The organism is Rickettsia endosymbiont of Gonocerus acuteangulatus, from assembly GCF_964026435.1.
Classification (GTDB): Bacteria; Pseudomonadota; Alphaproteobacteria; order Rickettsiales; family Rickettsiaceae; genus Rickettsia.
In genome coordinates, this window is the sequence record NZ_OZ032147.1 from 1,941,959 (window position 1) to 1,958,517 (window position 16,559).

Below are 16,559 nucleotides of genomic sequence, written 5' to 3' on the forward strand. Positions count from 1 at the left end.
TTTGATGTATAACCAGACAGATAAGCAAGTTAAAGATGTTCTAGACGTATGGAAGATTATCGAGCTTTCAACTCCTCCTAAAAACGAAACTTTAAATAGTTATTTCACTTATGTACAAAAACATGCTGCAACTCAAAAGGAATTTTATAAAGAAATAAGTAAAAAAGAAGCTCTTTTTTTATTACAGGATGCACCGTTTGAAAAGTTTAACAAAGAGGAACTACGAGCTGCCGTACCAGGTTATGATATATTTGTTCATTGGCATTTATATCTTGGTTATTTAAACTGGACTGAAGCTGAAATTGCTATTGAAGAAAAAATTAATGAATTATTTAATGCGAGCCCTCAATTTTCGGATAGTTACAAAAATCGTAAAAATCCGGCACTAACTCCGATCATTGCACTAACGCTTGATGAGGATATGAATCTTATAGATAATTCAATGGTCATATCTACAGGAGCATATGTTCTCGGGAAAATTGTGCGGGAAGGATTTTCTGAAGATAATTTTAAGGATTTAGTTGAGTTTAAAGATAACAGTACTGAGTTAATAGTAAATGCATTAAAAGATTCTTTTGATAAAACTAACCAGCAAAAAAAGTTTAATTTAGACAGAGTTAATTATATTGCTAAGTTTATAATTAACGAACTTGGAATTGATCCAAAGTTTTTGCTAAGTAACCCTGAAATATGTGTAAGAAAAACAACTTATCGCAAACTTAAAGCAAGTGATAAGAAAAGCAATTTTTATCAAAAAGACGTAAACGATATTCCGGAAAAGCAAATTAAACAAGAATTAGATTGGGCACCTCCGCCGGCTTTGGAAATGTTTAATAGCTTTTTCCTGAAGCTTCTTGATCTAGTACGTAATAATGTCGATAAATTTACACCGAATTCTCCAATTTCTAAATATCTTGGAGCTGAGGGTAAGCCTAGTTTTAAAGATGTTTTAAGCAAACCGGAATTTTTAAAGGAATTACTTGAGCTTTCTAAGATGCAAGTTGCACGTTGGCCTTCATCGCCGAAAAATTGTTTAGTGCACTTCAAACTGCGGCAATTAATAATACAAAACTTACGCTATGTTTGGTTCTAAATATCGTAAAGATGGAGAACGCAGCTGTTGTTGCATATAGTCATCTAAAAGCCCTAACTTTATTTGGTAAACCGTTTTACCGATTGTATTTGCAGTCCTTTTGAGAAATGCCCAAACTAAAAATGCACAACTAATATGATTACGTTGAATACGCTGTTTCCTGCATTGACAACGTTCTATCCCAGTAAGTTGCTTAATTTCTCTGTGCATGCTCTCAATTACCCATCGAAAGCCACACTCATCTTGTGCAGCTTTAGAAGATTTGTGAGTTTTGTTATTGGTAACAACATACTCAACTCTGTTGGTAGGAACAGTAAATTTAAACAAATTAACATGCTTATTTTTAGCAAAGCCTTTTATATGAATCTCTACTCCATGCCTGATCTCTTCATCTGAAAATGTCAACTCTTTTACAGCTTTATAAGGTTTAGAATCGTGCGTTTTACTAACGTTTCTATTGGCTTTAATAGGGGCATAATAATATTTCCCCAGAGAGTCAACATGTTGCATAATTTTGTGTGTAGAATACCATGTGTCAAAAAGTACTGTTTGAAAAGGAATCTTCTTGCTATAAACAGCATTATTTAACATGTTTAATAGGTGTTCTAGTTTTGTTGCTCCATCATGATCAGGTGCAAAAATTCGATAATCTATTACCCAAAACTTATTAATATCAGGGTTATAATATACCAGACTCACTACTCCTATACCTTTAGTAACTCTACCTGTAGCTCCACTGTACTGCAATCTTGCAATTTCTATTTGCTTCGTATTCCTTTTATTTAAAACCGTATCATCAAATATTGTATATCCATTAGATGAAAAAATAACATCATTCTTGATGTGTTCCCATAACAAAGAAGGTGTATATTTTTCATTCCTTAAAAATCTATTAATAACATCATGACTACATTTCTTTGCATATTCAGCGTAGTAGGTTAAACTATAATTCTTTTGGCTAACTATTGTCATTGTCAAATAAAAGTAATCCCCGCCGCAAGCAGCGGGGTATTTTAGAAGAAAGCTAGCTGATGATCCTCATGCAGTTTCTGATATTCCTTGCCTTGGTTTTTTACGTATTTTCCTATCATATTCTCATTTCCATGCTTACCTACCGTACTCGTAAAATATCCATCAGTCCAAAATTCTCCACCCCATAATTGTTTCTTTACCTGTGGACACTGTCTAAATATTTGACGAGCTGTAACACTTTTAATTGTTGTTACTATTTTTGTTACGCTATAGGTTGGTACAGATTGTACCAAAAAATGGACATGATCTTCATCAACCCCTATTTCTAAAAATTTTATTTGATATCTCTTTTCTATCTCTAAACATATTTCTCGTAATACTTGATCAACTGATACGTCAAACACTGCTCGGCGATATTTTGCTGGAAATACCATGTGATACAGCAGTACCGTAACATTATGACTTTTATGTATATATTTGCTCATTCCGCCATATTACGCCGCAAGCGGCGGGGAATATACCCAAAAGAGATTAAAAAGGGACCAGTAAATTGCACGAAAAAGGAACCACTATATTTAAAAATTTTTATGCCATATTACCTCCAGATTTATAGTTATTAATACGATAACTTTTACCTTTTTATGTTTAGTATATGAGCATGATGTACCACTCGATCAATAATTGCATGAGTTAATACTTCATCAGCAAATATTTCATTCCATTTTTCAAAATCCTTGTTTGTGGTAATAATGGTAGATTTATTTTCATATCGTTTAGCAATAATATTAAAAAAGTCTTCTACTGAATGTTTTGGCAATTGCTTAAACCCGAGCTCATCAAGAATTAATAAATCAAACGATAGGAGTAATTTAACCTTTTTGTGATAACTATTATCTGCTCTTGCAATATGTAAATTATAAAGCATATCCGATACCGTAGTAAAATATACAGAGTATTCTCGTGTTAAAGCTTTTAATGCTAGCCCAATGGCAAGATGAGTTTTCCCAGTTCCTGAATCACCTATGAATATTACATTTCCCTTAGTATTAATATAATCACAAGTTGATAAATCACTTATTACTTTGGCATCAACACTTGGTTGGAAATTAAAATCAAAGTCTTCTAAATTTTTAGTTACCGGCAATTTAGCAGCACTTTTACGGCGACGGTAATTATTATCCTTACGGTTAGATTTTTCATCTTCACATAATAGTGATAGAAATTCTTTAAATCCTAGTTTATTATTTTGAGCATAAATAATCCTTTCATTTAAACTATTGACTATACCTGATAATCTAAAGCTTCGTAGGTCATTAAATAAGTTCTGCATTATTACCTCCAAACTCTGGTAATGGTAAGTTTACTGCATTACTATTTAAAATATTCTTAATTTTAGAGTAAGAACTTATACCATAATGTAGTGCTCTATGACAGGCTTTATCTATTAAGTCATCATTGTAAACCTTACGTAAAGAAATGATACCTCGTGCACAACGTTGCCAATCATTCACTCTTGTTTGTTGTAATGATTCTAATAATAAACTGCAATTATTCCCTATCTGCTGCATTTGTTGTTGATAATGTTCACTATATTCTATAAAACCTGGGCATAGACGTTTGTATTTAGCATAATGAGACGGATTAGTGGTAAATATCCCCTTGCCCTCTGTTCTAACGTGTCTTGCTATTAAATCATTTTGTATAGAAAATATTTGAACAAGTTTTGGGGACAATTGTACCATTACCTCACTGTATATATATTTTGCTGGTACAGAGTAATAATTATTATCTATGGTAATATGACAATCTTTTGCTACTTTTCGATTATGCCAAGATGACAAATCAAAAGTTTCTAATGGTAAAGGAATCAAACTACTTCTTTCCTCTTGCTCAAACAGTTCTCTAGGTATTCTCTTAGTAGTACCATGTATTCGGCTATTGGCCTTATTTAACCAATTTGCAAGACCATTTGTTAATTCTTCATATCTATCAAATTTACGACCAGCAAAAAAATTATTTTTAACGTATTTTATTCCCGACTCAACTTTGCCTTTTTCTTGCGGTTGATACACTCGACAAGGAGAAAGTAAAATTCCATAATGATCGGCTAAGCACTTATATTCCTTCTGATATACTGGCTCATAAAAATTGGCATCTACTACTCCAGCTTTAAGATTATCAAGTTTTATTACTTTTGGACTACCAGCAAAATAATTAAATGCATTGATATGACATTGAATCCATGTTTGACAACTTTGATCAAACACTACTTCATAATAATCAAGGCGACTATAGCTTAAACGCATATTAAATACATATGCTTTAACTCTACGCCCTTTAGAATTATACTGTAAGCCTATGTCACCAAAATCTACTTGTGCTTCCTCTCCTGCTAAAGTATGAAAACGAATGCAACTGTTATCCTTAATTTTATATTTTTTGATATAACGGGTCAAAGAAGTATAACTGCTTGTATAAGCTTGATTTTTTAACTCCTCAAAAATTCTTATGTAACTCAGATTTTTTTCTAATAACTCAATTATTTTTTCGTGCCAAAAATCCAAAACTGAAGATCGTTCATAGATTGCTGGGGATTCTGTACCAGCCTCTACATAGCGGTTTATTATTTTTCGTACTGTTTTGCGGTCTGTTCTTGTTAGTTTGGCAATATTCCTTTGACTATTGCCTTGTTTATAAAGGGTGATAATTGTTGTATACATATTTATTCTTATCATTGTATCACTAGATATTTACTTGCTTAATTATCTAGTGAATATTGCACATTAACCTTATTAGGTCACACCAACTTCTCTGGTCCCTTTTTCGTGCAATTTACTGGTCCCTTTTATTTTAGCAATGACAATCAGTACAGAAAGTATATATAGATTCGTCTACACTTCTGCAGTAGCAGCTAAATTAAAGTTATATAGCTATTTACCGTCTAAAAGATATAAAAGGCAAGAAAGGGGGACAAGGCATCAAAGGATCATTATACCACAAAGGATCTCAATACATCAGCGTGATGCAATAGCTACGAAAAAGGTAGAAGTAGGGAATTTTGAGGCAGATCTTACATTTCATAAAGGTAATCAAAGTATGAATATTGGTGCACTGGTGGATAAAAAGAGTCAAAAGATTATTTTAGTGCTGAATAACTCCAAGAGAGCTACAACAGTTACCAATGGTTTTTTAAGAAAGATAAAAACTCTTCCAAATAGTGTGAGAAAGACTATTACTATGGATAATGGCAAAGAGTTTGTGGGGCATGTTGCCTATAGACTATCTGGGTTTCAAACTTTCTTTTGTGATCCATACCATCCTAGACAAAAAGCATTAGTGGAAAAAATGAATTCTATGATTCATAGAATTTTACCTAAAAATACAGATATTACTACCGTTACACAAAGAGGTCTTGACAATGTTGCTGAGATTTTAAATAACATGCCAAGAAAGATTTTTGGTTATAAAACCCCCAATGAAATTTGGGCAGAAAATTTATAGGTTTTGTTCTACTTAGTCCTTGAATTTTCAGTATTTTCATATGCAACAACAGCTGCGTTCTCCATCTTTACGATATTTAGAACCAAACATAGCGTAAGTTTTGACTAGATACATCTGTTTTAGGAGGATTAGAAGAAGATCAAGAAAGTTATGGCTTGTAATATTTTTTTTATAAGAAAATCATGTAATTAATAGTATCTTTTTTAAGTGTTAAATAAACTAAAGATTTTCTTGAAATTATATAATATTTTATATATGTTATCATTCTATTTGAGGTAATACTATAAAGATGTTATAATATGACAAAACTTACGCTATGTTTGATATAATGCCCATGAATTAAGGGATATTATGAAGTGCTTCACTATAAAACATTGCTGTGTAATAAGAGTTTTTAGCATATTTGCTATAACATAGCGTAAGTTTTGATGATTATGTCATTTGCCTGTTCTGATAGACTTTACTCTAAAAAAGTGTTCTATGTCATTCCCGCAAAGACGGGAATCCAGCATAAAGTGAGAAAATCGAGCTTTTAATTTTAAAAACTTGCTGCTTTTATACTTTTTTTCTGGATTCCCGCCTACGCGGGAATGACATAGAACACTTTTTTCGAGCCATACAACAAAGCTCTTAAGGCTTGCTTGCGTGGATCATTTCCCCCTGTCACCTCGTGATTTATTCACGGGGTCCAGTTAAAAAATACTAATATTATTAGTATTTTTTATTGTTCTTCTGGATGCCGCAGGTACAAGCAACTAGATGACACCGAGGGTACTTTTCGATCCACGCGGGCAATGCCATGCGGGGATGACGTGATACAGTATTCATATTAATAATCAGTGGCGTATTTGCTTCTCTTAGCATGACGGAAATGCTTATGATGTTGAAATTGTTGACTATCATTAATTAGTAAAGGATTTATGACGAAAAAATTATCTCCTATATCACCGGGACAAATTCTATTCGAGAAATTTATGGAACCTATGAGTATTAGTCAAAGCAAACTTGCTCGTGATATTGATGTACCTGTTACTCGAATTAATAATATAATTAAACATCATCGCTCAATCACTGCTGATACAGCACTCCGTTTAGGCAAATATTTTAATGTTAATCCTCGTTGGTTGATAAATATGCAAAATCAATATGATTTAGAAATTGCTGAAGATGAAGGTTGGAAAGCTAAAGAGCAAAGAATAAGAACTTTTGCTATAGCTAGTTAGTTATATATGGTCTCATATAAAGGATCGCATTCGTACTATGGAAATATCTAGAGTTGCTAATTAATAAAATAACATGACCAAAGAGAAAAAACATTATATTTGTTCTAATTGTGGGAATACTAGCCCTAAATGGTCAGGACAGTGCTTTGACTGTGGGGTATGGGGTAGTATTGTTGAAGAAAAAGTAATTTCAAATAAGAATATTGCCAAAATAGGAAGTAAGCAAGATTTTGAAAAATTATCCAGTAATGTAACTGATCAGGTGCGTATTTCTACGCCAATTGGTGAGTTAGATAGGGTGCTAGGCGGCGGTTTAGTACTCGGTTCTGCTATATTAATAGGCGGCGATCCTGGTATTGGAAAATCTACTTTATTACTGCAGCTAGTTGCCGGCAGTTTTGCTTCAAAAGTAAAATGCTTATATATAACAGGTGAAGAATCGCTTGATCAGATAAAGCTAAGAGCTTTAAGACTAGATTTAGTTAATGATAAAACAAATATTTTAGCTGCTAATAATTTAGAAGATATTATAGCAAGCCTTGATGCAAATAAAGGTAATATCGATTTAGTGGTTATCGACTCTATTCAAACAATCGCAACACGAGAATTAACCTCCCCTCCTGGTACTGTTTCCCAAATTCGCACCTGTGCTCATGAGCTTGTTAATTATGCTAAACAGAATAATATAATTATTCTACTTAGCTGTCATGTAACCAAAGACGGGCAGCTAGCAGGTCCTAAATTGCTTGAGCATTTAGTTGATACTGTGCTATATTTCGAGGGTGATCATAATAACCATTTCCGTATTTTACGCTCTTATAAAAATCGTTTTGGAGGAGTTGGGGAAATAGGGGTGTTTGAGATGAGCAGTAGCGGGCTTATCGAGGTCACTAACCCATCCGAGTTATTTTTGATGAAGCGAGAACAAAATGTGATAGGTACAGCTATTTTTGCTGGAATCGAAGGTTCAAGACCGCTACTTATGGAAGTGCAAGCTTTAATAGTGCCGTCAAATATGGTAACGCCTAGACGCTCTGCTGTTGTCGGCTGGGACGTTAACAGGTTATCAATGATACTTGCGGTATTAAGTAGCAGAATAGGACTAAATCTTGCCAATTACGAAGTATATTTAAGTATTGCAGGCGGGCTTAAGATAAACGAACCTGCATCGGATTTAGCAGGTAGCAGCTAGCCTTATTTCCGCAGCTACAAATAAGCCTCTACCGGAGCATAGCGTATTTTTCGGTGAAATAAGCCTGTCGGGTGAAATAAGAAAAACTGCCAAAGCAGAAGCACGAATAAAAGAAGCCGTAAAACTCGGATTTAATAATATTATATGTTCTAAATCAGAAAATTTAACTTTTGATTTTATAACTCCTATTTCGCATTTGAAAGAGCTAAAAGAGTTAATAAAATGAATATTACCTATGAAGTAACAAACTTGGAAGATGCACGAGATTTTTTATCTTCGACACAAGGTGAATATGTATTAACAAACCTAAAAAACAGTGTAAAATATTATGGTATGTTAGTAGTTGATCATATGCTTAAAACTTTACAAAAAGAATTTCCTAAAAAAGTTATAGATGTTGTTGTGAATGTTGACGATGACAATGCTGCTTTGTTTACTGCAATCAAACTAAATTATAAAAATATAGTATATACAGGTAACTCGGATGAGGCTAAATCCTTACTAAAAAAATCATGAATATAAAAGATATAGGAGTAATAATTGCTAAAAAGCCGTTAAAGGAAAATACGTTTATTATTACAGTTTTTACTAAGAATCATGGTTTATATTCAGGTGTTGCAAAGGAATCTTCGAAAAAAAGTAAATTCATATATCAAGAAGGTAATGTAGTAGATTTTTTATGGCAAGCAAGACTTCATGAACATATCGGAATTGCCAAATGTGAGCTTATCAAATCTTATACCGGTCATTTTATTATAAGTAAAGCCAAGCTGTATGCTTTTAATTCTGTTATATCTTTAATTAAAGAATTGTTTCACGAAAGAGAAGAGCATTATAATTTTTTCTCACTGCTAATAAACTATCTGGATAATCTAGCAAAGCATTTTTGTTTTCGTGATTATATTAATTTTGAGCTGGCACTGCTTGCTGAAATGGGTTATGAACTTGACTTTACTAAATGCGGCGTTAGCAATACTACGCAAGATTTAGCCTATCTATCACCTAAATCAGGCAGAGCTGTATCATATGAGGTAGGAACACCTTATAAAGATAAATTATTACCTTTGCCAAAATTTCTGCTTACAGATAAAGATGAAATTACTCTAGAAGAAAAAAGACAAGCTTTAAGCTTAACAAGCTATTTCTTTAACAGATATTTGTTTCATAATCATAGACAGCCTGAGATAAGACAAGTGTTTGTAGAATATATACTTGTTGCTAATACTGCTTAAGAGTTGCATGCTTGGATCAGCTCCATTTCTGTCATGCCGTGGCGGCATTAATAGTACTGGACAGTTATTATTCAATGTCATTCCTGCGGAAGCGGGAATCCAGCATAAAGCGAGATACCCAAGCTTTTAATTTTAAAAGCTTGCTGCTTTTATGTTAATTTTTCTGGATTCCCGCCGTTGCTAAGAATGACATATAAGGTCACCTATACCTGAATAAAATATAACATTTTTTAACTAACTGTCCGGTACTATTAATCACGGGGTGATAGCAAAAAATTTATAGTAAATTAACGTACTCTACCAGTTGCTGGTTTTTTTTGAAGTGAATCACTAACTGCTGCTCCAAAATCCTTTACACTTGTAGCAAGCTTACCATTGGCTATGGTAGAGTTTACAGCTGCACTAACAGTAACCTTTATTACTTCACATACAGCAAGTACCACTCCCCATGCAGCTTTCAAAACCTTATTTTCATCTAAAGAACTATGTAACTTTTCTTGTGCTTTTTCTGCTTGATCAGTTACAAATTTTTGTAACTTACCTAGAGGGGTATTTTTTTCCAAATGTTCAGCTAAATTTTTTATAGGTGACGAGATAATTTCATCAATATTATTTTTAACATTTTCAGTATGATTTTTGAATTCTTCACTAATAACATTAAAATCTTTCATAGCATTTAAAAGAGCTTTATTTGTTGGATCTTTACTTATTGCTTTTTTTAAACTCTCTAATATTTTGTCAAAATTATTATTAACTTCCGTTAATTTTATCCCAATATCGTTAAATTTTATTTCTTCTTTATTTTGTTTTTCGGGTTCTTGTCCCCCTATAATAATTTCTTTTGCCATTTTTTTACTCCAAAATTATTTACTTAAAGATAATTAAGATTTCAGAAATGTCAACAATCTCTTTATAAACTTTTTGACTTTAATAAAAGTAATCCCCGCCGCAAGCAGCGGGGTATTTTAGAAGAAAGCTAGCTGATGATCCTCATGCAGTTTCTGATATTCCTTGCCTTGGTTTTTTACGTATTTTCCTATCATATTCTCATTTCCATGCTTACCTACCGTACTCGTAAAATATCCATCAGTCCAAAATTCTCCACCCCATAATTGTTTCTTTACCTGTGGACACTGTCTAAATATTTGACGAGCTGTAACACTTTTAATTGTTGTTACTATTTTTGTTACGCTATAGGTTGGTACAGATTGTACCAAAAAATGGACATGATCTTCATCAACCCCTATTTCTAAAAATTTTATTTGATATCTCTTTTCTATCTCTAAACATATTTCTCGTAATACTTGATCAACTGATACGTCAAACACTGCTCGGCGATATTTTGCTGGAAATACCATGTGATACAGCAGTACCGTAACATTATGACTTTTATGTATATATTTGCTCATTCCGCCATATTACGCCGCAAGCGGCGGGGAATATACCCAAAAGAGATTTAAATTAAGCAAATTTAGCTGATTATATTGAAGAAAATAATACAGAAAATGATAGCTTAGCTTATAAACATGCATATGACATAACAGTCTGTTTAGGAGGAGAAATAGCTCAAAATCAAGATGTTTTAGCTAAATTACAAAGCTTTCTAAGTGATAACGGATTCTTAAAAGCTAAAAAGCCATTGCACGATACATTTGCAACATTTTCTCTACCTGAAAATAAGGAACATGTTACTTAAAAAAAGTGGCAAGAGTTAATCAGTAAACACGGCAAAGAGGCAATGAAATTATTTGCAGTCTCCGATAGAATTGAAGAAAAAAAAGCAGGGGATACTGCTATACATTTAGCACCAGAAAATTTACAAGATGCAATATTTCTTCAAACTCAATTAACCTATGCAAAAGCTGATGAATATCCTGAATTAACTGAATTAGCACTTAAATATAAGTTATCTGAAGAAGATTTTAATCAATGCTTAGAAATAGAAAAACAAAAAAAGAACTCTGACAATTTGCCGAATATTACAATTCATGGGAAAGATCTAGATTGCAAGCTTGATAGTAGCACATCATTAAATGGGTATCATCTGGTTAAATTACCTATAAATGATCCACGAGCTTATATTTTAGGTCATATTGTTAAGGACTGTCAATCTATTGGTAGGCATAGTGAAAGATGCGTAATCGATGGAATTACTAGAGAAAATAATGGTTTTTATGTTTTACTAAAAAGTAAGAATTCAGCTAAACCAAATGCAGAAATATTTACCTCAGATGGAAAAATTGATTATTAAAATTTTGATATAGTTGGTCAAGCATATGCATGGCTAAGTAAGCTAGGTAACCTTGTTTTAGATTCATGGGAAAATTTACGTAATGAGAAAGAAGACGAGGATGAGGAGGAGAATGATGAAGATGAGATTGAAGATGAAACAAAATCATTAAATGATGATAAAGTAATTGTGCCTTTACTAAAAGAGTTTGCAAAACAAGTTTGCAATACCACAAACATCAGCAGAGTTACTGTTGGTCTTGGCGGTAAAATGAAAATACTATAAGTAAGTAGAACAGAACCTATTTAAAATAATAAGATTTTAAATAGGCAAAACTTACGCTATGTTTGGTTCTAAATATCGTAAAGATGGAGAACGCAGCTGTTGTTGCATATAGTCATCTAAAAGCCCTAACTTTATTTGGTAAACCGTTTTACCGATTGTATTTGCAGTCCTTTTGAGAAATGCCCAAACTAAAAATGCCCAACTAATATGATTACGTTGAATACGCTGTTTCCTGCATTGACAACGTTCTATCCCAGTAAGTTGCTTAATTTCTCTGTGCATGCTCTCAATTACCCATCGAAAGCCACACTCATCTTGTGCAGCTTTAGAAGATTTTTGAGTTTTGTTATTGGTAACAACATACTCAACTCTGTTGGTAGGAACAGTAAATTTAAACAAATTAACATGCTTATTTTTAGCAAAGCCTTTTATATGAATCTCTACTCCATGCCTGATCTCTTCATCTGAAAATGTCAACTCTTTTACAGCTTTATAAGGTTTAGAATCGTGTGTTTTACTAACGTTTCTATTGGCTTTAATAGGGGCATAATAATATTTCCCCAGAGAGTCAACATGTTGCATAATTTTGTGTGTAGAATACCATGTGTCAAAAAGTACTGTTTGAAAAGGAATCTTCTTGCTATAAACAGCATTATTTAACATGTTTAATAGGTGTTCTAGTTTTGTTGCTCCATCATGATCAGGTGCAAAAATTCGATAATCTATTACCCAAAACTTATTAATATCAGGGTTATAATATACCAGACTCACTACTCCTATACCTTTAGTAACTCTACCTGTAGCTCCACTGTACTGCGATCTTGCAATTTCTATTTGCTTCGTATTCCTTTTATTTAAAACCGTATCATCAAATATTGTATATCCATTAGATGAAAAAATAACATCATTCTTGATGTGTTCCCATAACAAAGAAGGTGTATATTTTTCATTCCTTAAAAATCTATTAATAACATCATGACTACATTTCTTTGCATGTTCAGCGTAGTAGGTTAAACTATAATTCTTTTGGCTAACTATTAAAAATTGACAATAATCTGTCCTATTAATTGGTATTGCTTGCAACTTTATCCTCTTTGACATGTTTAATTATTTTTACAATAATTTATCACTTTTTTACTCATAGCGTAAGTTTTGTAGGTAATGATGAACAGAAAATATAGACACTTATCTCGAGAAGAGAGATATGAGATAAAAAGAATGTATGACCTAGGAGTCAGTATTAATAAGATAGCACAACATCTTACGAGGTCTAAAAGCACTATTAGTATGGAGCTAAAAAGAAATAAGGTAAAAGATAAGTATATGCCTTATGTTGCTCAGGAAAAATATGAAAACAGGATGTATAGCATAAGTCATTAAGATACTGACAGAGCGAGAGTATCATGTTATAGTAAGCAAATATTAACAAGCATGTAAAGAGATATGGCACGAGCATATGCAATAGAACTAAGACTAAGAGTTATAAAAGCTGTAGAAGCAGGGATACGAATAAGTAAGGTAAGTAAATTATTTAATGTAAGTCGTGATACTATATATAAATGGAAAAAATTAAAAGATAAGCAAGGTACTTTAGAAGCAGCAACTGGTTATCAGAAAGGACATAGTCATAAGATAAAAGATTCAGAATCTTTTAAAGAATTTTTTAAAGCTAATATGAATAAAACATCAAAGGAGTTAGCAAAGCAATGGGGTAATATTGCATCTGTAACTATTTTAAGACAAATCAGAAAACTTGGTTATAGCTATAAAAAAACTCATTTTCATCCGAAAAGAGATATTAAATTAAGAAATGAATTTATAGCAAAGATACAAACCATCACAAAGGACAAATTAGTATATCTTGATGAATCTGGAATAGAGGATAATGCTTGCAAAGAGTATGGATGGAGCATTATAGGACAAAGGTGTTATGGAGAAAAGGTGTATCAACATAAATTTAGAATAAGTATGATAGCTGGTCTTTGTAATGGTAATCTTATTGCTCCTGTAATATTTGAAGGTAATTGTAATACAGAGGTCTTTAAAACTTATATTAGGGATGTATTAATTACAGAATTACAACCTGGGCAAACCGTTATTATGGATAACATTAATTTTCATAAAAATTCTAAAGTTAAAGAGTTAATTGAATCCATTGGTTGTACCATATTGTATTTACCAACTTACTCTCCTGATTTAAATCCTATAGAGCATTACTGGTTTAAGATAAAAAATGAAATTAGGAAAGTTGTAGGAGATTTTGAAACATTTTATGATGCTGTTTTTAATACTATTAAATTGTCAGTATCTTAATGATTTATGCTATATCAGCAAGAGTTATTAAAAATAGAAAAGAACCCTATGTTGTTAGATTATCAAAACTTACGCTATGAGTAAAAAAGTGATAAATTATTGTAAAAATAATTAAACATGTCAAAGAGGATAAAGTTGCAAGCAATACCAATTAATAGGACAGATTATTGTCAATTTTTAATAGTTAGCCAAAAGAATTATAGTTTAACCTACTACGCTGAACATGCAAAGAAATGTAGTCATGATGTTATTAATAGATTTTTAAGGAATGAAAAATATACACCTTCTTTGTTATGGGAACACATCAAGAATGATGTTATTTTTTCATCTAATGGATATACAATATTTGATGATACGGTTTTAAATAAAAGGAATACGAAGCAAATAGAAATTGCAAGATCGCAGTACAGTGGAGCTATAGGTAGAGTTACTAAAGGTATAGGAGTAGTGAGTCTGGTATATTATAACCCTGATATTAATAAGTTTTGGGTAATAGATTATCGAATTTTTGCACCTGATCATGATGGAGCAACAAAACTAGAACACCTATTAAACATGTTAAATAATGCTGTTTATAGCAAGAAGATTCCTTTTCAAACAGTACTTTTTGACACATGGTATTCTACACACAAAATTATGCAACATGTTGACTCTCTGGGGAAATATTATTATGCCCCTATTAAAGCCAATAGAAACGTTAGTAAAACGCACGATTCTAAACCTTATAAAGCTGTAAAAAAGTTGACATTTTCAGATGAAGAGATCAGGCATGGAGTAGAGATTCATATAAAAGGCTTTGCTAAAAATAAGCATGTTAATTTGTTTAAATTTACTGTTCCTACCAACAGAGTTGAGTATGTTGTTACCAATAACAAAACTCAAAAATCTTCTAAAGCTGCACAAGATGAGTGTGGCTTTCGATGGGTAATTGAGAGCATGCACAGAGAAATTAAGCAACTTACTGGGATAGAACGTTGTCAATGCAGGAAACAGCGTATTCAACGTAATCATCAAAACTTACGCTATGTTTGATATAATGCCCATGAATTAAGGGATATTATGAAGTGCTTCACTATAAAACATTGCTGTGTAATAAGAGTTTTTAGCATATTTGCTATAACATAGCGTAAGTTTTGTCATATTAGTTGTGCATTTTTAGTTTGGGCATTTCTCAAAAGGACTGCAAATACAATCGGTAAAACGGTTTACCAAATAAAGTTAGGGCTTTTAGATGACTATATGCAACAACAGCTGCGTTCTCCATCTTTACGATATTTAGAACCAAACATAGCGTAAGTTTTGGAGATAATTTTTTTACCTAATTCTGGTTTAGATTTAAAAGAAGCAGAATTTAATGATTCAGCACAGAATCAAGTAATTATTGAGGGTATTTTTGAAGAAAAAGGCATCACGGCAGAAATGAATTTAAATAATGCTGTTGTTAAAATAATATTATATAATAATGATGTTTTTGACCTTTTTATTACATATTATTGCACTTTATACACAAAATACGATTTAAACTTTAAAATGCATTTAAAGCCTGAAACAATAAAATATAACCAAACTATAATTAATAGATATAGCAAAACATGTAGAGTGAGTTTTGGTGATAATAAATGCAAGATAGATAAAAGCTTATATAGTGGGATATACAAGATTAAAGAAATTTTAAAAGAAAGTTTAAGAATAGAAAATTTAGATAAAGAAAATGGCTATTACAATGGTGGTCAAATTATATTTTGTGATAATAATTTTAGTAGTAAAGTTTTAAGCAACTTCGGTAATTTGTTTATATTAGAAGACGTTATACCTGATTATGTTAAGGATGCTAGAGAAGTAAAATTATATCAGGATGTGATAAAAATTTTATAACTTGTTGCAATAAATTTAATAATGCTATAAATTTTAGAGGTGAACCGCTAATACCTGACAAAGATTTTATAAATTCACATTTAATATAATAATGAAACAAAGCTCTATAAAAGTGATTTTTAATGAATTAAAGACTATATTCAAAACAAGCAACAATATAGAGCAAAAGAAAAAAGTAGCATTGTTTGACTATTTTGAGATAGTAAGAGATAATTTAGCATGCACGTTTCAAAAAATAATAAAAGAATATGAAAGAGACTAAAAGTTTTTTTACAAAAAATAATAGATTAAACAAAGGTTATGCTAAGAATTTTAATTCTAATGAAATAGATAAAAATTTTTATCGTAAAAAGTTTGAGCATATATTGCCGCCAATTGATACAGTTACTGAATATGAAAATATTTATCCAGGTACTTTAGAAAAGTTAGTAAATATGGCACAAAAAGAGCAAGCTCATAAGCATGAGATAGAATTACAAAATTTAAAAATAAAGGAAAAAGTTGCCAAATTAACTAGAGTTTGTCTAACAATATTTGGTATTGTCGCTGTATTAGTTTCGGTATTTGTTTAATTATATCTTTCCCATTTTTTTAATAGAATATATAAAAATAAAGATAAAATATTTTATTTACTTGTAATTTA

17 protein-coding genes and 2 pseudogenes are annotated in these 16,559 nt (G+C 31.7%); 12 read left to right on the forward strand and 7 right to left on the reverse strand.

Annotated elements, in window-relative coordinates; genetic code table 11:
• The first annotated feature begins 1 nt into the window (after window position 1).
• The gene (locus AAGD55_RS12045) at window positions 2-1,093 is read left to right on the forward strand and encodes a hypothetical protein (RefSeq protein ID WP_341791628.1); all 1,092 of its coding nucleotides are present in this window, start codon (window positions 2-4) and stop codon (window positions 1,091-1,093) included.
• On the opposite strand, the gene AAGD55_RS12050 is transcribed toward AAGD55_RS12045, so the two are convergent.
• The 4 genes from AAGD55_RS12050 to istA form a co-directional block, all read right to left on the reverse strand.
• Window positions 1,073-2,065: a transposase gene (locus AAGD55_RS12050; RefSeq protein WP_341792604.1), complete on the reverse strand. Its 993-nt coding sequence runs from the start codon at window positions 2,063-2,065 to the stop codon at window positions 1,073-1,075. The two genes, AAGD55_RS12045 and AAGD55_RS12050, sit on opposite strands and share 21 nt — an antisense overlap.
• 41 nt (window positions 2,066-2,106) lie before the next feature.
• The gene (tnpA, locus tag AAGD55_RS12055; RefSeq protein ID WP_341790826.1) at window positions 2,107-2,550 is read right to left on the reverse strand and encodes an IS200/IS605 family transposase; all 444 of its coding nucleotides are present in this window, start codon (window positions 2,548-2,550) and stop codon (window positions 2,107-2,109) included.
• Window positions 2,551-2,696: 146 nt separating this feature from the next.
• Window positions 2,697-3,395 carry an IS21-like element helper ATPase IstB gene (istB, locus tag AAGD55_RS12060; RefSeq protein ID WP_341791629.1) on the reverse strand — a complete coding sequence of 233 codons (699 nt, stop codon included), beginning with the start codon at window positions 3,393-3,395 and terminating at the stop codon, window positions 2,697-2,699.
• Window positions 3,379-4,785 (reverse strand): IS21 family transposase, encoded by a 1,407-nt coding sequence (gene istA, locus AAGD55_RS12065; protein ID WP_341791630.1) that lies wholly within the window; start codon window positions 4,783-4,785, stop codon window positions 3,379-3,381. The genes istB and istA overlap by 17 nt, the downstream gene beginning before the upstream one ends.
• 136 nt (window positions 4,786-4,921) lie before the next feature.
• Here istA and AAGD55_RS12070 point away from each other — a divergent pair, with 136 nt between their 5' ends.
• The 5 genes and pseudogenes from AAGD55_RS12070 to recO all read left to right on the forward strand — a co-directional run bounded on the left by AAGD55_RS12070 (window position 4,922) and on the right by recO (window position 9,213).
• A complete protein-coding gene (locus tag AAGD55_RS12070; RefSeq protein ID WP_341791631.1) occupies window positions 4,922-5,566 on the forward strand; it encodes an IS30 family transposase in 645 nt (214 codons plus the stop codon).
• A gap of 920 nt (window positions 5,567-6,486) precedes the next feature.
• The gene (locus tag AAGD55_RS12075) at window positions 6,487-6,789 is read left to right on the forward strand and encodes a HigA family addiction module antitoxin (protein WP_341791632.1); all 303 of its coding nucleotides are present in this window, start codon (window positions 6,487-6,489) and stop codon (window positions 6,787-6,789) included.
• Window positions 6,790-6,862: 73 nt separating this feature from the next.
• Window positions 6,863-8,207: pseudogene (gene radA / locus AAGD55_RS12080) on the forward strand (DNA repair protein RadA).
• Window positions 8,204-8,497 carry a hypothetical protein gene (locus AAGD55_RS12085; RefSeq protein WP_341791633.1) on the forward strand — a complete coding sequence of 98 codons (294 nt, stop codon included), beginning with the start codon at window positions 8,204-8,206 and terminating at the stop codon, window positions 8,495-8,497. Before radA ends, AAGD55_RS12085 begins: the two are co-directional and overlap by 4 nt.
• The gene (gene recO, locus AAGD55_RS12090; RefSeq protein WP_341791634.1) at window positions 8,494-9,213 is read left to right on the forward strand and encodes a DNA repair protein RecO; all 720 of its coding nucleotides are present in this window, start codon (window positions 8,494-8,496) and stop codon (window positions 9,211-9,213) included. Before AAGD55_RS12085 ends, recO begins: the two co-directional genes overlap by 4 nt.
• A 287-nt stretch (window positions 9,214-9,500) precedes the next feature.
• Here recO and AAGD55_RS12095 read toward each other — a convergent pair whose 3' ends face one another.
• Both AAGD55_RS12095 and tnpA (AAGD55_RS12100) read right to left on the reverse strand, forming a co-directional pair.
• On the reverse strand, window positions 9,501-10,061 hold the full coding sequence (locus tag AAGD55_RS12095) for a hypothetical protein (RefSeq protein ID WP_341791635.1): 561 nt from the start codon (window positions 10,059-10,061) through the stop codon (window positions 9,501-9,503).
• A gap of 117 nt (window positions 10,062-10,178) precedes the next feature.
• Entirely contained in the window at window positions 10,179-10,622 is a 444-nt protein-coding gene (tnpA, locus tag AAGD55_RS12100) for an IS200/IS605 family transposase (RefSeq protein WP_341790826.1), read from the reverse strand.
• A 329-nt stretch (window positions 10,623-10,951) separates the two neighbouring features.
• On the opposite strand from tnpA (AAGD55_RS12100), the gene AAGD55_RS12105 reads away from it, so the two are divergent.
• Window positions 10,952-11,464 (forward strand): hypothetical protein, encoded by a 513-nt coding sequence (locus AAGD55_RS12105; RefSeq protein ID WP_341791636.1) that lies wholly within the window; start codon window positions 10,952-10,954, stop codon window positions 11,462-11,464.
• 315 nt (window positions 11,465-11,779) lie between these two features.
• Here AAGD55_RS12105 and AAGD55_RS12110 read toward each other — a convergent pair whose 3' ends face one another.
• Window positions 11,780-12,829 carry a transposase gene (locus tag AAGD55_RS12110; RefSeq protein ID WP_341791637.1) on the reverse strand — a complete coding sequence of 350 codons (1,050 nt, stop codon included), beginning with the start codon at window positions 12,827-12,829 and terminating at the stop codon, window positions 11,780-11,782.
• Between the two features lie 60 nt (window positions 12,830-12,889).
• Between AAGD55_RS12110 and AAGD55_RS12115 the strand changes: the two genes are divergently transcribed.
• From AAGD55_RS12115 to AAGD55_RS12135, 5 genes and pseudogenes are all read left to right on the forward strand, one after another.
• Entirely contained in the window at window positions 12,890-13,108 is a 219-nt protein-coding gene (locus AAGD55_RS12115; RefSeq protein ID WP_341791638.1) for a helix-turn-helix domain-containing protein, read from the forward strand.
• A 63-nt stretch (window positions 13,109-13,171) separates the two neighbouring features.
• Window positions 13,172-14,041 (forward strand): IS630 family transposase, encoded by an 870-nt coding sequence (locus AAGD55_RS12120; RefSeq protein ID WP_341791639.1) that lies wholly within the window; start codon window positions 13,172-13,174, stop codon window positions 14,039-14,041.
• A gap of 117 nt (window positions 14,042-14,158) precedes the next feature.
• Window positions 14,159-15,073 (forward strand): transposase, encoded by a 915-nt coding sequence (locus AAGD55_RS12125; RefSeq protein ID WP_341791640.1) that lies wholly within the window; start codon window positions 14,159-14,161, stop codon window positions 15,071-15,073.
• 756 nt (window positions 15,074-15,829) lie between these two features.
• Window positions 15,830-16,005: pseudogene (locus tag AAGD55_RS12130) on the forward strand (phage BR0599 family protein).
• A gap of 159 nt (window positions 16,006-16,164) precedes the next feature.
• The gene (locus AAGD55_RS12135; protein ID WP_341791641.1) at window positions 16,165-16,488 is read left to right on the forward strand and encodes a DUF2335 domain-containing protein; all 324 of its coding nucleotides are present in this window, start codon (window positions 16,165-16,167) and stop codon (window positions 16,486-16,488) included.
• Window positions 16,489-16,559: the final 71 nt, after the last annotated feature.